This window comes from Mumia quercus (genome assembly GCF_025506335.1).
In the GTDB taxonomy this organism is placed as follows: domain Bacteria; phylum Actinomycetota; class Actinomycetes; order Propionibacteriales; family Nocardioidaceae; genus Mumia; species Mumia quercus.
In genome coordinates this window covers 66,437-81,839 of sequence record NZ_JANZYO010000006.1, presented here as the reverse complement: position 1 = coordinate 81,839, position 15,403 = coordinate 66,437, and the positions used below count along the sequence as shown (strand labels likewise).

Genomic DNA, 15,403 nt, shown 5'->3' with positions numbered 1-15,403 from the left:
TCAGTCGCCCTTGCCGTCCTTCGGCGCCGGCTGGCACTTGACGTTGTCGGCGGCGTTGTAGCGGGCCGTGATCGTCTCGCGCTTGACCACCTTGCCGTCCTTCTTGAAGGTCCGGTAGACGTCGACGTCGAACCCGGCGACACCGGCCTGCGGCACGCACTTGTCGGAGGCGTCGTAGCGCGTCGCGGGCGAGCGGGCGTTGCGCCGCGAGGACAACCCGGCGCTGATGTCCCACTTCTTCGTGCCCCACATCACGACGTTCATCGAGCCCTGACGACCCGGCGTGCTGCGGTTGACCCACGCCTGGATCAAGATGCCGTGGTCGGTGGTGTTCTTGAACTTCAGGTCGACGCTCGGCCACGCGACGGTCGCCTCGCGCCCCACCGGGTAGCGGCTGATGTAGAAGCTGTGCGGCTTGTGGGTCACGTCCTCCAGACCGGCGAAGAACCCCGCGTTGTAGAGCGTGGTCGCGACCTGGGAGACACCGCCGCCGAGATCCTCCCGGAACACGCCGTTGCTGATCATCGTGCCCGTCGTGAACCCGTTGGCCACCGTCCGCTCGCCGACCGTCTCGTTGAAGCTGAAGGTCTCTCCCGGCTCCAGGATCGTGCCGTTGACCAGCTGCGCGGCGCGACCCTGGTTGACGTTGCGGTACTCGGCGTACGGGAAGTTGGTCGTGAAGGAGCTGACCTTCTCGACGATCCCGAGCTTCTGGACGTCCTTCGTGGTGACGTCCGGCTCCTTCTTCTTCGGCTCGACCTCGAGCGTGCGCTCGTCCCCGGACTTCGTCAGGACCGGGACGATCTTGGTGGCCACCTCGGAGGGCACCACCCCGACGCCCGACTTCCCCGGGACGACCACGGGCTTGCCGCTGCGGATCACGACCGTCGCGTCCTTGGCCGGCGTGCCGATCTCCTTGGTCGCCTCGGACAGGGGCTCCGCGAGCTTCTTGGGATCCACCACCGGCGCGAGCTCCCCGTCCTCGACCTGCACCGACAGCGCGGGTGCGAAGTCCTCGGGCTCCAGATCGGCGGTCTTGTCACCGGCGACGATCGTCACGGGAGCCGAGATCGCCGGCTCGGCGATCTCGGAGACCGCGGCCGCGATCTCGTCGCTGCTGACCGAGGGCTCGACCGGGTCGACCGGGAGCTTCAGGTCCGTGTGCTTCAGCGGGTAGGAGTCGCGTACGAGGGCCGCGGTGGCCTCCTGGTCGACGGCGCGGCCGGCCTTCGGCTCCGACACCTCGGGCTTGGCGTCCGGGAAGTCGATGCGCCCCTCGGCGACCTCGCGGTCGGTGTCGTCGGCGATCGACGCGACGGCCGACGACAGCGTGCTCTCGTCGACGTCCAGCGCGACCGGGTAGGCCTCCTCCCCGAGGAGGATGTCGAGCATCGTGAACGGGTTCCAGACGGACGTGTCGGCCCCGGTCTGCGCGATGGAGGCGTCGACGTCGACCGCCACCCCCGCCTCCTCGGGCGTCAGCTCGAAGGTCTTCTTGCCCCGGACGATGCGCACCGGCTCCTTCGCGGGCGCGGCGAGCTCCTTGGTGAGCGTGTCGCGCGCATCGTCGATCGAGGACATGCCGACGTCGATGCCGCCGATGGTCGTCCCCGCCGGAAGCTTGTCCGAGGTCGCGAAGTGGAGAGCGAGGTAGACGCCGGAGACGAGCAGGACGACGACGCCGAGCACGAGGAGCGCGATGCGGTTGCCTCGCGCGTTGCGCTGCTCGGCGAACATCGGGCCCTGCTCGGAGAGCGTGGGGGTCGGAGCCATGGGTTCCTCAGAAGGTCAGGGGTTTTGCGTGGCCTGCTCAGTGCTGCTGCTGGACCGGGGACGGGCCTGAGTTCTTCTCGCTCTCAGGAGAGCGCACGAGCGCACCGTAGTGCGAACGGTAGTAGAGCAGCGGCTCCCCGAGGCGGGACTCTTCAAAACCCGTGCCGCCCGACGGTGAGGTGTTCGCGTCGGCGCGCACGGACGCGTCGACCACCTCCCCGACGACGATCGTGTGGTCACCGCCGTCGTAGGTCTGCCAGGTGCGGCACTCCAGCCAGGCGATCGCCCGCTCGAGCAGCGCCGCTCCCGTCCTCGCGCCACGTCGGTGAGGCACGCGGTCGAGCTGGTCCTCCAGCGGCCGTCCGCGTCGGGCGAGCCACGACGCGTCGTCCTGACCGTCCTCTGAGAGCACCGAGACGCCCCAGGTGCCGGAGGCGAGGACCGCGTCGTGGAAGCGGTTGCGCCGGTCGACGACGACCAGCACGAGCGGCGGGTCGAGCGAGACCGAGCAGAAGGCGCTCGCCGTCATCGCGTGGTCGACCCCGTCGACGACGGTCGTCGCCACGGTCACGCCGCTGGCGAACCGTCCGAGCACGTCTCGGAAGGCGCGCGACGTGGCGGGGTCGAGCGGCTGCGCAGAACTCACGAGCCCAGGGTACGGGGACGACCCGCGGGATCGGGGACGGTGTGACGCGCGCCGCTCACCGAGACGACCACACCGATGCCGAGCACCACGATGGCCCCCAGAAGGTACGCGTAACCGAGCGCGTCGGCCGCCACGAGGTAGTCGCCCTCGGCACGCCGCGACATGGTGAGCACGAGCACCGCGCCATACCCGGCAGCGAGGGCGACCGCAGCAGCCCGCCCGCCGAGGATGCCGGCGGCGCGGGTCGCTGCGTACGTCGCCGCGAGGGCGAGGAGCAGACCCCACGGCACGCGGAGGTCGACGTGCCGGTAGACGGCGAGACCGGCGACGGCCAGGACGGCGCCGAGCAGGGCCGCACCGACGTAGCCGAGCGGCCTCGCGCGCTCACGTCCCCGCGAAGAGGTCACGCTCGAGCCCGTCCTCATCAGGAACCGGGGTGCCCTTGGCGATCCGGTAGAACTCCGTGCCCCACACGTACGAGCCGAGGTTGTTCGACAGCGCGAAGAAGGGGCTGTCGACCTGGATCTGGGTCGGGTACGCCCGCATCGCCTCGAGCTTGGCCTCGGCGAACTCGTCGGCCTTCACGACCGCGGCGATCATCGAGTCCGGGACAGCCATGAAGGAGAGGTCGCCGTCGGGGTCCATGCCCTCGAACGTGGTGTGGTCGCCGGCCGCCCTCAGGCGCCGCAGCCCTTCGCGCAGCCACGACTCCGACTGCGCCGTCCAGTACACCTTCGCGACGTCCCAGGCCTCGCCCAGGTCGGTGCGGTACGACGGCACGGCGGCGAGCGCCACCGCGTACGTCGCGACCCGGTGCGCCTGCACGTGGTCGGGATGCCCGTAGTTACCGAAGTCGTCGTAGGTGAGGAGCACCTGCGGGCGCACCTCGCGGATGACGGCGACGAGGTGGTCGGCGGCCTCGCGGAGGTCGGCGAGCCAGAACGCGTTCGGCGGCACGTCCGGTGCGACGGTGGCGGCGCCCGTCTCCGACCAGACCATGCCGGAGTCGCGGTAGGTGCCCTGCCCGCCGAGCCAGCGGGCGTCGGTGATCCCGAGCGCCTTCATCGCGTCGTCGCGCTCGGTGATGCGGTGCTCGCCGAGCCGGTCCTCGCGGTCGGAGGCCAGGTGGGCCAGCTCCGGGACCAGGACCTCACCCTCCTCGCCGAGCGTGCAGGTCACGAGGGTGACGTGGGCGCCCTCGGCGGCGTACTTCGCCATCGTCGCGCCGGTCGCGATCGTCTCGTCGTCGGGGTGCGCGTGCACGAGGAGCAGGCGGCGGTCCGCCAGGTTGTCAGGCATGCCGACCAGCCTACCGAGGCGCCCGCAGGGTCTCGCCTTGTTTCTCGTCGCCTAGAGTCAGCCCACCTGCACGTGTCCCGCGTCACAATCGAGGGGCGGCACGTCACGAGAGCGTTGAAGGAGACCACCATGGCCGACCACCGCGTCGACGTCCTCATCGTCGGGGCCGGGCTGTCCGGGATCGGGACGGCCTACCGGATCCAGGAGCGCCTCCCGCACCTGTCGTACGCGGTCGTGGAGGCGCGCGAGGCGATCGGCGGCACGTGGGACCTGTTCCGCTACCCCGGCGTCCGCTCGGACTCCGACATCTTCACGCTGGCGTTCCCGTTCCGGCCGTGGCGCGGCCCCGACTCGATCGTCGAGGGCGGCGACATCCGCGACTACCTCGAGGACACCGCCCGCGAGACGGGGATCCTCGATCGCACCCGCTTCTCCACGAAGGTCGTCTCCGCGGACTGGTCGTCGCAGGACGCCCGATGGACCGTCCGCGTCGTGACGGGCCCCGACGCGCGAGAGGAGACGTACGAGGCGCGGTGGGTGTCCTTCTGCAGCGGCTACTACGACTACGAGCGCCCGTACGACCCCGCGTTCGCCGGCGTCGAGGACTTCCAGGGCGCCCTCGTCCACCCGCAGTTCTGGCCGGGCGACCTCGACTGCACGGGCAAGAGGGTCGTCGTCATCGGCAGCGGCGCGACCGCCATCACGCTGGTGCCGGCCCTGGCACGCGACGCCGCGCACGTCACGATGCTCCAGCGCACCCCGTCGTACGTCCTCGCCCAGCCCAAGACCGACGTGGTCGGCAACGCGATCCGCAAGGCCCTCCCGCCGCGTGCGGGCCACCTCACCGTCCGCGCGAAGAACACCGCACTGCAGTGGGGGCTCTACCAGGCGTGCCGTCGCCTCCCGACCCAGATGGCGTCGTTGCTGCGCAAGGGTGCGGTCGCCGCCGTCGGCTCGGAGGCGGTCGTCGACGAGCACTTCGCGCCCCCGTACGCGCCGTGGGACCAGCGCCTGTGCATCTCGCCGGGCGGCGACCTCTTCCAGGCGGTGCGCGACGGCTCGGCGTCGGTGGTGACCGCGCACATCGACCGGTTCGTGGAGAACGGTGTCCGGCTGACCGACGGCCGCATCCTCGAGGCTGACGTCGTCGTCACCGCCACCGGCCTGTCGCTCCAGCTGCTCGGCGGCGCGACCGTCAGCGTGGACGGCGCCGCGGTGGACCCGGCGCAGACCTACGCGTACCGCGCGACGATGCTCAGCGGCGTCCCGAACCTCTCCTTCTGCATCGGCTACGTCAACCTCTCGTGGACGATGCGCTCGGACATGACCGCCCGCCTCCTGTGCCGGATCCTCGACCGACTCGACCGTTCGGGCGCCGACACCGTGACCCCGGTGATGGACGGCAGCCCCGAGTCGCGCCCGCTCTTCGACATGGACTCGGGATACATCCGGCGCGGCGAGCACCTGCAGCCGCGCGCGGTCGCCTCGTACCCGTGGGCGATGAAGCAGAACGTCGTGGTCGACGCGTGGAGCACGAACCGCGCGAACCTCGACGACGGCCTGCGGTGGACCTCGTCGCGCGCCCGCCGGGCGAGCGGCGCGCAGACGGGAGCGACGGCATGAAGGCGGTCACCTGCCACGAGGGCCGGCTCGCGCTCGAGGACGTGCCCGACCCGGTCCCCGGGCGTGGACAGGTCCTCATCGAGGTCACCCGCTGCGGGATCTGCGGCTCCGACCTGCACGCCCGTACGCACAGCGACCTGACGGCCGACGGCGCCGCCGAGATCGGCTACGACGCGTTCATGCGGTCGTCGCAGTCGGTGGTGATGGGTCACGAGTTCGTCGGACGCGTCCTGGCGTACGGGCCGGGGTGCCGCAAGGCGTGGCCGGTGGGCACGCGCGTGGTCTCGCTCCCGGTGCTGGAGCAGGAGGACGGGGTGCACCTGACCGGGCTCTCCGTCCGCGCGCCCGGCGGGTACGCCGAGCGGATGCTCGTCACCGAGGCGATGACCCTGCGTGTCCCCGACGGCGTCAGCGACGACCACGCAGCGACCACGGAGCCGCTGGCCGTGGCCCACCATGCGGTGCGGCGCGCGCAGATCGGCAAGAAGGAGGTCGCGCTCGTCATCGGGTGCGGCCCGATCGGGCTCGCCGTCATCCTCATGCTCAAGGCGGCCGGCGTCCGTACCGTCGTCGCCAGCGACCTCGCCCCCGGCCGGCGCGCCCTCGCCCGCGCCTGCGGCGCCGACATCGTCGTCGACCCCCGTACGCAGTCTCCGTGGACGGCGTACGGCGAGCGGCGGGGGCACCTGCGGACGGCACCGAGCCTGATGGAGCTCGGCCTCTCGACGCTCAAGACGTTGCGGCGCGTCCCGGGGCTGCCGTGGTGGCGGGTGATGCGCGCCGCAGAGAAGGTCGGGGCGACACCTCGCGGCCCGGTCGTCTTCGAGTGCGTCGGGACGCCCGGGATGATCGAGGACGTCGTCTCGCACGCACCGCTTCTGTCGCGGGTCGTGGTCGTCGGCGTGTGCATGGAGGCCGACACCTTCCGGCCGTCGATGGCGATCAACAAGGAGATCGACCTGCGGTTCGTGTTCGCCTACGGGCCGGACGAGTTCTACGAGACGCTGCAGATGATCGCCGACGGCACCGTCGACCCCTCGCCGCTGCTGACCGGCACCGTCGGGCTCGCCGGCGTCCCGTCCGCCTTCGACGCGCTGGGTGACCCCGACCGTCACGCGAAGATCCTGATCGACCCGACGAGCGACGCCTCCGCCCCCTGAGGAGGCTCCGCCTCGATACGCTCGGGGGCATGACCTCCCCCGCATCGGAGTCCGTGTCCTTCCCGCGCCTGTCAGCACGGTCGCTGCGCTTCACGCTCGGCGTCCCCCGCAACCTGACGGTGAGCCCGGACGGGTCCCGCGTCTTCTTCGTGCGGACCCCGGACGGGCAGACGCGGACCGGGTCGCTCTGGGCGTACGACGCCGAGAGCGGCGAGGAGTCGTGCCTCGTCGACGCCGCAGCGCTGCTCGGTGGCGGTGACGAGCAGCTCTCTCCCGAGGAGCGGGCCCGGCGCGAGCGCAGCCGCGAGTCTGCCGCCGGCATCGTCGCGTACGCGATGGACGACGCCTGCGAGATCGCGACGTTCGCGCTGTCGGGCAAGGTCTGGGTCTGCCGCACCCGGTCGGCCGGCGCCACCGCGCTGCCGACCGCGGGCTCGGCGGTCGACCCGCGCGTGGACCCGACGGGGCGCCGCGTCGCGTACGCCACCGACGGCGCCCTGCGCGTGATCGGTGTCGACGGGACGCTCGACTACCCGATCGCCGAGCCCGACGGCGACCACGTCGTGTGGGGTCTCGCCGAGTTCGTGGCGGCCGAGGAGATGGACCGCCACCGCGGCTACTGGTGGGCGCCCGACGGCCAGTCGCTGCTCGTGGAGCGCTACGACGAGTCGCCGGTCGCGACCTGGTACGTCGCCGACCCGGCGGATCCGGCGAAGGCGCCGGTCGAGCACCGCTACCCCGCTGCCGGCACCGCGGACGCGCTCGTCTCGCTGTGGCACGTGCGCCTCGACGGCACCCGCACGGAGGTCGTGTGGGACCGCGAGCGCTTCCCGTACCTCACCCGCGTCTCGTGGACCGTCCACGGCGACCCGCTGATCCAGGTCATGTCGCGCGACCAGAAGGACGCGGCCGTCCTCGTCGTCGAGCTGGAGAGCGGTGAGACGACGCTGGTGCGCGGCCAGAGCGACGACGTGTGGTTCGACGTCATGCCCGGGGTCCCCGCGTACGCGCCGGGCGGGCGCCTCGTCACCCTCGAGGACCACCACGACACCAAGACGTTGTTCGTCGACGGCGAGCCGGTCTCGCCCGCCGGCGTCCAGATCCGCTCGGTCGTCTCGCTCGGCGCGGAGGGAGCGATCGTGACCGCGTCGGAGGACCCGACGCAGATCCATCTCTACGCCGTCGGGTACGACGGCGACACGGTCGCGCTCTCGGAGGGCCCGGGCGTGTGGAGCGGCATCGAGCGCGGCGGCACCGCCGTGCGCGTCCGCGCCGGCATGGAGTCGCCCTTCCCGACGATCACCGTGATGCGCCGTGGGCAGACGGTCGGCAACGTCGCCACGCACGGGCTGCACCCCGGGCTCCACCCGGAGGTGCGGTTCCTGGAGGCCGGCGAGGAGGGCATCCGTACGGCGGTCGTGTTCCCCCGTGGCCACGAGCACGGCAACGTGGCGGGACTCCCGATCCTCATGAACCCGTACGGCGGCCCGCACGCGCAGCGCGTCCTCCACTCCGCCAAGGCGTACCTCGAGGCGCAGTGGATCGCCGACCAGGGCTTCTGCGTCGTCATCGCCGACGGGCGTGGCACGCCCGGACGCGGTCGCGCGTGGGACCGCGCGATCCGCGACGACTTCGGCGTCACGCTCGAGGACCAGGTGACCGCGCTCGAGGCGGTCGCGGACAAGTACGGGAAGGACGTCGACCCGTCACGCGTCGGGATCATGGGCTGGTCGTACGGCGGCTACCTGTCGGCGATGGCGGTCATGCGCCGACCCGACGTGTTCCACGCCGCGGTCGCGGGCGCGCCGGTCACCGAGATGCGCCTCTACGACACCTTCTACACCGAGCGCTACCTCGGGCACCCCGACGAGCAGCCCGAGGTCTACGACGCGAACTCCCTGCTGGTCGGCATCGACCCCGACGTCGAGCTGCCGCCGCTGATGATCGTCCACGGCATGGTGGACGACAACGTCGTCGTCGCGCACTCGCTGCAGCTGTCGTCGGCGCTGCTGGCCGCCGGCAAGCCGCACAGCGTGCTGCCGCTGACCGGGGTCACGCACATGACGCCGCAGGAGGTCGTCGCCGAGAACCTCGCCAAGCTGCAGGTGGACTTCCTGCGCCGCGCCCTGCGCGCCTGACGCCGGGTCACCGGGGGCGCTTGAGGCGCTTCGGTCCCGTCGGCAGCGGCGCGGGCGGTACAGGAGGGGCTGCCTCGGCCTCGACCATCCAGGCGAGCTCGACCTCCGCGACGAGCTCGGCCAGCCGCTGCGCCGCCGCCGCGCCCTCCACCCGTACGAGCCAGGCGCGGTCCTCGCTGTCGTCCTCCCCCGCGAACCCCTCGCGCCGGACGACCGCCGCGTAGCCGTCGGCAGCCAGCGCCGCGACGACGTCGTCGGCGTCGTCCCCCTCGTCGAAGTGCGCCTCGGCGCCCTCGCCGTCGCTCTCGCGCAGGACGGCGGCGACCTCGGGCAGGAACGGCCGGTCTGCGTCCAGCCACGCGACGTCGTCGAGCTCGTCCGGAGCCAGCCACCGCACCCGGTCGTGCTCGGTCGGCGCGGGCTCGCCTGCGACGAGCGCGGCGGTGTGCACCCGCAGGACCATCGTGGGGCTCAGCTCGACCTCGCCGTCGAGACGGCGACCGACGACGACCTCGCAGCCGAGCTCCTCGGCGATCTCTCTGCGGACTGCGTCGGGTTCGCTCTCGCCTGCCTCGACCTTGCCGCCGGGGAGCTCCCAGCCTCCGGCGAGCGCGGGCGGCGCCGTCCTCCTCGCCGCGAGCACCCTGCCGTCACGGACGATCGCCACGCCGACGACGACGGTCGGCGCGGGCACGGGGGCATCACCTCGGGGATCCACAACCGGCGAGGTTAGCGCGTACCGTGCAGAGATGGACGCATCCGAGCTCTCCGACAGCCCGCTGAGCGAGGCCGAGATCACTGACGCGCTGGAGGCCCTTCCCGCGTGGCTGCGGGACGGGGACACGATCGTCAGGTCGGTCCGCGCACCGTCCTACCTCGACGGCATCGGGCTGGTGGACGCGGTCGCCGCGCTCGCCGAGGAGTCGGACCACCACCCCGACATCACCATCCGGTGGCGCGACGTCACCTTCAGCCTCACGACGCACTCCGCAGGCGGTCTCACGGCGCGCGACTTCGCCCTCGCAGCCGCGATCGACGCGCTCGCCGACGCCGCCGGCGACCGCTGACCGGCAGCCGCTCGCCCCCGGCCGACATGGCAGGCTTGGCCCGTGACCCACGACCTCCACAGCCATCTGGGGATCGGCGAGGACCGAGGCCGGCGGGGACTCGCGACCGTGCTCGCCGGCGTCGTCGGCGCCCTCGCCCTCGTCCTCGGTGTCGCGGCGTGGGTCCTGTGGCCGGACGCGGACGACGTCGCGAAGGCACCGAACCCGTACGGGACGCAAGGCGTCTCCCTCGTCTCCGGCACCGTCACCGACGTCCGTGCCGTCGACTGCGGCGGAGGGTCGGTCGGACCTGACGGGCTGCCCGCCGTCCAGGGCGACTGCGGCGAGCTCCTCGTCCGTACCGCCGACGACGAGTCCGCGACGGTGATCGTGCAGCCGGCCGTCTTCCGTACCGGTGTCGAGGTCGGCGACAGCGTCGAGCTGGTCCGGGTCGAGCCGGAGGGGGCGGCTGAGCCCACCTTCGAGTTCCTCGACTTCGACCGCGGCGTGCCGCTGGTCTGGCTCGGGCTGGCCTGCGCGGTCGTCATCGTGGCGGTCGCCCGGTGGCGCGGGCTCCTCGCGATCGGCGGCGTGGTGGCGACGATCGGCGCGATCGTGGTGTTCGTCCTGCCGGCCCTGCTCGCCGGCGAGAATCCGCTCGCCGTCGCGGTCGTCGGGTCGAGCACGATCATGCTGTTCGTCCTCTACCTCGTCCACGGGGTGTCGATCCGGACGACCGCGGCACTGTTCGGGACGCTGATCGGCATCGCGCTGACGGCCGTCCTCGGGTGGTTCACGACCGGCTGGACGCACCTCACCGGCATCTCGTCGGAGGACGACCAGATCCTCATGGCGGTCGCCGGGCAGATCAGCCTGTCCGGCGTCGTGACCGCGTCGATGGTGATCGCGGGTCTCGGCGTCCTCAACGACGTGACGGTCACGCAGGCGAGCGCCGTGTGGGAGCTGCGCGCGGCGCAACCGGAGGCGAGCCGTCGGAGCACGTTCCTGTCGGCGATGCGGATCGGGCGTGACCACATCGCCTCCAGCGTCTACACGCTCGTGTTCGCCTACGCCGGCACGGCGATGACGGTGCTGCTGCTCGTGGCCGCGTACGACCGCTCGCTGCTCGAGATCGCGGGGACGGAGCAGGTCGGCGCCGAGATCGCGCGCACGCTGGTCGGCCTGATCGGGTTGGTGCTCGCGGTGCCGGCGACGACCGCGATCGCCGCGGCGCTCGCGCCGGCGCCGTCCGATCCCGCCCACGACCCCGCGGACGTCATACGAGACGAGGGTCCCGACCCCCGTTCCGTATGACGTCAGGGGGTCGGCGCGGCGGAGAGGGCGACCACCTCGTACGACGCGTCGAGCGCGACCAGGTGCGCCGGCCCACCGACCTCGAGGGCGCCACCCGGCAGCCCCACCGCGGCGGCCGGCGCGGTCGACGCCGCCCGCGCGACCGCCGCGACGTCCATGCGCAGCTCGCCGAGGGCCCGCCTGACGGCCGCGTCCATCGTCAGCGTGCTGCCGGCGATCGCTCCGGTGTCGGCCAGACGTGCGGTGCCGTCCGCGACGTCGACGGTGAGCCCGCCGAGCTCGTACGTGCCGTCGCTCGCGTCCGCGGCGGCCATCGCGTCGGTGATGAGGACACCCCGAGAGCCCGCGTCGGTGAGCAGGCGGCGCGCCCACGCGTCGTGGAGGTGGACCCCGTCGAGGATCACCTCGAGGCGGACGCCGGGAGCCTCCAGCGCCGCCACGATCGGGCCGGGGGCGCGGTGGTGGATCGGGAGCATGGCGTTCGAGGCGTGCGTGAGCACCGTCGCCCCCCTCGCGAAGGCCTCCGCGGCGAGCGCGTAGTCGGCGTCGGTGTGCCCGACAGCGGCGACGACGCCGGCCGCGACGAGCTGCTCCACCGCCTTCAGCCCTCCGCGCAGCTCGGGGGCGATCGTCACCATGCGGACCAGGCCTCCGCCGGCCTCGACGAGTGTCGCCACCGCCTCCTCGGTCGGGAGCGTGAGCGCGTCGGGATCATGGGCGCCGCGGTGGTCGGGCGAGAGGAACGGCCCCTCGAGGTGGATCCCTCGGACGGGCCCGAGCTCGCCGGACCAGATCGCCGCGGCCAGCCCGCGTACCTGCTCGGCGAGGACGTCGACGGGTGCCGACACCAGGCTCGCGAGCATCGCGGTCGTCCCCCGGCGCGCGTGCGTGCGTGCGGCAGTCCGCGCCGCGTCGAGGCCGCCGTCGAAGGAGGCGCCGCCGCCCCCGTGGCAGTGGATGTCGACGAACCCTGGCATCACCAGCGGGTACGCGCCTTCGACGGGGCCGTCGTGGTGGCCGACGGCGGTCACCACACCGTCGCGGTGCTCGACCCACGCGTGCGCGACGACTCCGTCGGGCAGCACCAGGAGGTCGGCGTCGACGTGCTCGGGCAGCGGTCTCGGGTGTCCCACGGGGTCAGCCTAGAGGCGACGGCGCCGTCGCTCGCCACACGTGCGAGGCTCGGGACATGGCCAAGCAGCGCGCGCACGACACCAGCACACACCCCGTACCCGGCGCCGAGCCTCGCTCCGCCCGTCTTACCGGCCGCATCGTCGGACCGCTCGTCGTGTCCGCCGTCGTGCTGCTGTTCGCCCTCCCGGTGGCGTGGCTCCTCGCGTACTTCATGAACGACGAGGTCCACACCGCCGACCACGCCGTGTTCCTCTCCGTCCCGACGGTCGAGCTGCTCGTGGCCGGTCTCGTCAGCGGGCTCGTCATCGGCCGCTCCTCCGGCCTCGGGTACGCCCGTACGGTCCCGGGCGCGCTCGCGCTCGTCTTCGTCCCCGCGCTCGTGCTGGCCGTCGTGTACGCGGTGCTGAGCCTGACGCCGGTCTTCGACGACGCGATCGGCCACACGGTGAGCGGAGGTGTCTGGGCCGTGGTCGCGGGTGTGGCGGCCCTCGGGGCGTTCCTGCTCACCGTGCTGGGCATCCGGCTCCTGCAGCCCGAACGCTGAGCGGGCCTAGTATCGAGAGCATGAGCGTCATCAAGATCAACGCGATCACGGTCCCCGCCGACTCCGGCGACGAGCTCGCCCACCGCTTCGCCGCCCGCGCGGGCGCGGTGGACGGCGTGGACGGCTTCGAGGGGTTCGAGCTGCTGAAGCCGGTCGACGACCGGACGACCTGGCTCGTCATCACGCGCTGGCGCGACGAGGCTGCCTTCGAGGCGTGGCAGAGCTCGCCCGAGTTCGCCCACGGCCATCGCGGCACCGGAACGGGCGAGGGCGGCGGGCACGGCGGGCACGGCGGCGGGCAGCGGCCGGTCGCGATGTCGGCCGAGCTGTGGTCGTACGAGGTCGCCGGCGGCACCACGTCCTGACGGAAGACCGATCAGGCCCAGGCGGCCATCTGCTGGAGGATCTCCGGCCCGCGGCGGTCGACGACCGCGCCGCCCATCCGCACGCCGATCACCAGCACCACCACTCCGGACGCGATGCCGAGCACGAGCGTGAGCGCGCTCGCCCACAGCGCACCCGTCAGGAGCGACACGGTGAACGCGACGAGCGTCGGGGCTGCGAGCAGGCCGACGGCCAGGACACCGATGGTCTGCCCGACGAGGATCGCCGTCGTCGAGCCCTGCGGCTGCGCGAACAGGCCCTCCCCCGGTTTCTGGACCGGGTAGAGGTAGCGCGCCGACAGCAGCGACGAGGCGCCGAGCGACACCATCAGCACGCCGAGCGACGCGCCGACCACCGCGACCAGCTGCTCCCAGTCGCCCGACGCCCACACCCCACCGACCCCGAGCAGGAGGATCGTCGGGACCGCGAGGATCGACACCGCCAGGACGCGACCCCACCGGTCGGCAGCGCCCTGGACGCCGGACGACACGTGCAGCCAGAAGGCCGTGTTGTCGTACGCCAGGTCGGCCGAGATCGCGAAGCCCAGCACGTACGCGACGATGGGGCCCATCAGCAGGAGGCTGGTGTTGCCCTCGAGCCCGCCGAACACGATGAACGGGACAGGGATGAACGGCAGGAACGCCACCGAGCCGGCATAGCGGGGGTCACGCTGCCAGTACGTGAGGCAGCGCGCCGCGACGGCGCCCGCGCGGGTCGCAGGCAGGCGCTCGAACCACCCGTAGCCCTGGCCGCGCGCGACGGGGCCGCGTGAGGGGGGCCGGACGAGCGAGCGGGTCAGCGCGGCGTCCCACACGACGAGCAGGAGCCCGACCGTCGCGACGCTCACGAGCAGGTGCGCGCCCGCGAGCGCCCACGCCCCCTCGGCGACGTCACCGCTCAGCGACCATGGAGCACCGAGCGGCGTCCAGGCCAGGACGTCCGCAGTCCGCGGCAGCCACGACGACGGGTCGTCGAGCCGGTCGACCACCTGGCTGGCCATCGGCGCCAGCATGATCACCGGCACGATCACGACGACGGCCGCCACCTCACGGAAGCGCCGCCACTCCATCAGCGGCGCGATGAGCGCGGCCAGCGCCCGCGACCCGACCGCGCACACCGCGACGCCCAGCACGGCGCCCACGAGAGCGGCGACGAGCGCGAGCGGGGTGTCCCACCAGGCGAGCGCGGTGGAGAGCGCGGACAGCAGGGTCGCCGCTCCCGCCACCCCGACCATGCCCGCGAGCGCGAGGCCCACGACCAGCGCACGACGCGGGATCGGGAAGAGCTGGAAGCGACGTGGGTCGAGCGTGGAGTCGAGACCGAAGCTGAGCAGCGGCAGAAGCCACCACCCGAGGACGACGACCGACCCGCCGACGACGAGGACGTCGCGTGCCTCGTCCGCGTCGAGGAACGAGAGCGCGATCATGCAGACGGCGACGAGACCGACGACGAACAACGCGTACAGCGCGGCGAGGGCGAAGCCGACGGTCTGCCAGACGGAACGGCGGAAGCCGTTGACGACGAGCGTCAGCTTCATCCTCAGGAGGACTGCAACCACGACAACCCTCCCGTGGCCTGCGGTCCGCCCACGAGCTGGACGAAGCGATCCTCCAGCGACTCGCCTTCGCGCACCTCGTCGACCGTCCCCGAGGCGAGGAGGAGACCCCGCGCGATGACGGCGACGTGCGAGCACATCCGCTGCACGAGGTCCATGACGTGCGAGGACACGACGACCGTGCCGCCGGTCTGCACGAAGCCGGTGAGCAGCTCACGGATGCCCGCGGCCGAGATCGGGTCGACGGACTCGAAGGGCTCGTCGAGGACGATGACGCGCGGCGCGTGCACCAGCGCGGAGGCGAGCGCGACCTTCTTGGTCATGCCGGCCGAGTAGTCGACGACCAGGGTGTCGGCGGCCTCGGTGAGCCCGAGGGCGGCGAGCAGGTCGGCCGTACGGGCGCGCACGGTGTCGCGGTCGAGCCCGCGCAGCTCGCCGGCGTACGCGATCAGCTGGGCGCCGGTCAGCCGGTCGAACAGCCGGAGGCCGTCCGGCAGCACCCCGAGCAGCTGCTTCGCCTCGTACGGGCGGCGCCACACGTCGACCCCGTGGATCGACACCTCTCCCCGGTCGGGTCGCAGCAGACCGGTCGCCATCGACAGCGTGGTGGTCTTGCCGGCACCGTTGGGCCCGACGATCCCGTAGAACGAGCCGACGGGGATGTCGAGGCTCAGGCCGCCGACGGCGAGCTTCTCGCCGAAGGACTTGCACAAGTTGCGGATCGAGACCGCGGCGGCGGGGTCGGGGTGGGCGCGGGGGACGTCCGGGGTGGGCAAGCGATCACTCC

15 protein-coding genes are annotated in these 15,403 nt (G+C 72.5%); 7 read left to right on the top strand and 8 right to left on the bottom strand.

The genetic code is table 11. The features are described 5' to 3' along the window. Genes NYZ95_RS14995 through mshB form a run of 4 tightly spaced genes read right to left on the bottom strand, consistent with a single transcriptional unit; the run spans position 1 to position 3,718 of the window. A complete protein-coding gene (locus NYZ95_RS14995; RefSeq protein ID WP_262852131.1) occupies positions 1–1,773 on the bottom strand; it encodes a VanW family protein in 1,773 nt (590 codons plus the stop codon). A 37-nt stretch (positions 1,774–1,810) separates the two neighbouring features. Continuing rightward, the gene (locus NYZ95_RS14990; RefSeq protein ID WP_262852130.1) at positions 1,811–2,419 is read right to left on the bottom strand and encodes a flavin reductase family protein; all 609 of its coding nucleotides are present in this window, start codon (positions 2,417–2,419) and stop codon (positions 1,811–1,813) included. Next, positions 2,416–2,826, bottom strand: a complete 411-nt coding sequence (locus tag NYZ95_RS14985; RefSeq protein WP_262852129.1) for a DUF6113 family protein — start codon at positions 2,824–2,826, stop codon at positions 2,416–2,418. The genes NYZ95_RS14990 and NYZ95_RS14985 overlap by 4 nt, the downstream gene beginning before the upstream one ends. After that, complete coding sequence (gene mshB, locus NYZ95_RS14980; RefSeq protein WP_262852128.1) at positions 2,804–3,718, bottom strand: N-acetyl-1-D-myo-inositol-2-amino-2-deoxy-alpha-D-glucopyranoside deacetylase; 915 nt, start codon at positions 3,716–3,718, stop codon at positions 2,804–2,806. The genes NYZ95_RS14985 and mshB overlap by 23 nt, the downstream gene beginning before the upstream one ends. 129 nt (positions 3,719–3,847) lie before the next feature. On the opposite strand from mshB, the gene NYZ95_RS14975 reads away from it, so the two are divergent. The 3 genes from NYZ95_RS14975 to NYZ95_RS14965 are packed head-to-tail and all read left to right on the top strand — an operon-like array spanning position 3,848 to position 8,639. Next, positions 3,848–5,341, top strand: a complete 1,494-nt coding sequence (locus NYZ95_RS14975; RefSeq protein WP_262852127.1) for a flavin-containing monooxygenase — start codon at positions 3,848–3,850, stop codon at positions 5,339–5,341. Beyond that, positions 5,338–6,501, top strand: a complete 1,164-nt coding sequence (locus tag NYZ95_RS14970) for a zinc-binding dehydrogenase (RefSeq protein ID WP_262852126.1) — start codon at positions 5,338–5,340, stop codon at positions 6,499–6,501. The genes NYZ95_RS14975 and NYZ95_RS14970 overlap by 4 nt, the downstream gene beginning before the upstream one ends. A gap of 29 nt (positions 6,502–6,530) precedes the next feature. Then, on the top strand, positions 6,531–8,639 hold the full coding sequence (locus NYZ95_RS14965) for a S9 family peptidase (RefSeq protein ID WP_262852125.1): 2,109 nt from the start codon (positions 6,531–6,533) through the stop codon (positions 8,637–8,639). Positions 8,640–8,646: 7 nt separating this feature from the next. On the opposite strand, the gene NYZ95_RS14960 is transcribed toward NYZ95_RS14965, so the two are convergent. Further along, on the bottom strand, positions 8,647–9,333 hold the full coding sequence (locus NYZ95_RS14960; RefSeq protein ID WP_262852124.1) for a (deoxy)nucleoside triphosphate pyrophosphohydrolase: 687 nt from the start codon (positions 9,331–9,333) through the stop codon (positions 8,647–8,649). Between the two features lie 55 nt (positions 9,334–9,388). On the opposite strand from NYZ95_RS14960, the gene NYZ95_RS14955 reads away from it, so the two are divergent. Continuing rightward, on the top strand, positions 9,389–9,706 hold the full coding sequence (locus NYZ95_RS14955; RefSeq protein WP_262852123.1) for a 4a-hydroxytetrahydrobiopterin dehydratase: 318 nt from the start codon (positions 9,389–9,391) through the stop codon (positions 9,704–9,706). A 42-nt stretch (positions 9,707–9,748) separates the two neighbouring features. Beyond that, a complete protein-coding gene (locus NYZ95_RS20480) occupies positions 9,749–10,999 on the top strand; it encodes a YibE/F family protein (protein WP_262852122.1) in 1,251 nt (416 codons plus the stop codon). Positions 11,000–11,001: 2 nt separating this feature from the next. Here NYZ95_RS20480 and NYZ95_RS14945 read toward each other — a convergent pair whose 3' ends face one another. After that, entirely contained in the window at positions 11,002–12,132 is a 1,131-nt protein-coding gene (locus NYZ95_RS14945; RefSeq protein WP_262852121.1) for an N-acetylglucosamine-6-phosphate deacetylase, read from the bottom strand. Between the two features lie 56 nt (positions 12,133–12,188). Here NYZ95_RS14945 and NYZ95_RS14940 point away from each other — a divergent pair, with 56 nt between their 5' ends. Both NYZ95_RS14940 and NYZ95_RS14935 read left to right on the top strand, forming a co-directional pair. Then, positions 12,189–12,677 carry a hypothetical protein gene (locus tag NYZ95_RS14940; protein ID WP_262852120.1) on the top strand — a complete coding sequence of 163 codons (489 nt, stop codon included), beginning with the start codon at positions 12,189–12,191 and terminating at the stop codon, positions 12,675–12,677. Between the two features lie 20 nt (positions 12,678–12,697). Continuing rightward, entirely contained in the window at positions 12,698–13,042 is a 345-nt protein-coding gene (locus tag NYZ95_RS14935) for an antibiotic biosynthesis monooxygenase family protein (protein ID WP_262852119.1), read from the top strand. Between the two features lie 11 nt (positions 13,043–13,053). On the opposite strand, the gene NYZ95_RS14930 is transcribed toward NYZ95_RS14935, so the two are convergent. Both NYZ95_RS14930 and NYZ95_RS14925 read right to left on the bottom strand, forming a co-directional pair. Beyond that, the gene (locus tag NYZ95_RS14930; protein ID WP_262852118.1) at positions 13,054–14,619 is read right to left on the bottom strand and encodes a hypothetical protein; all 1,566 of its coding nucleotides are present in this window, start codon (positions 14,617–14,619) and stop codon (positions 13,054–13,056) included. Further along, a complete protein-coding gene (locus tag NYZ95_RS14925; RefSeq protein ID WP_262852117.1) occupies positions 14,601–15,392 on the bottom strand; it encodes an ABC transporter ATP-binding protein in 792 nt (263 codons plus the stop codon). Before NYZ95_RS14925 ends, NYZ95_RS14930 begins: the two co-directional genes overlap by 19 nt. Positions 15,393–15,403 lie beyond the last annotated feature (11 nt).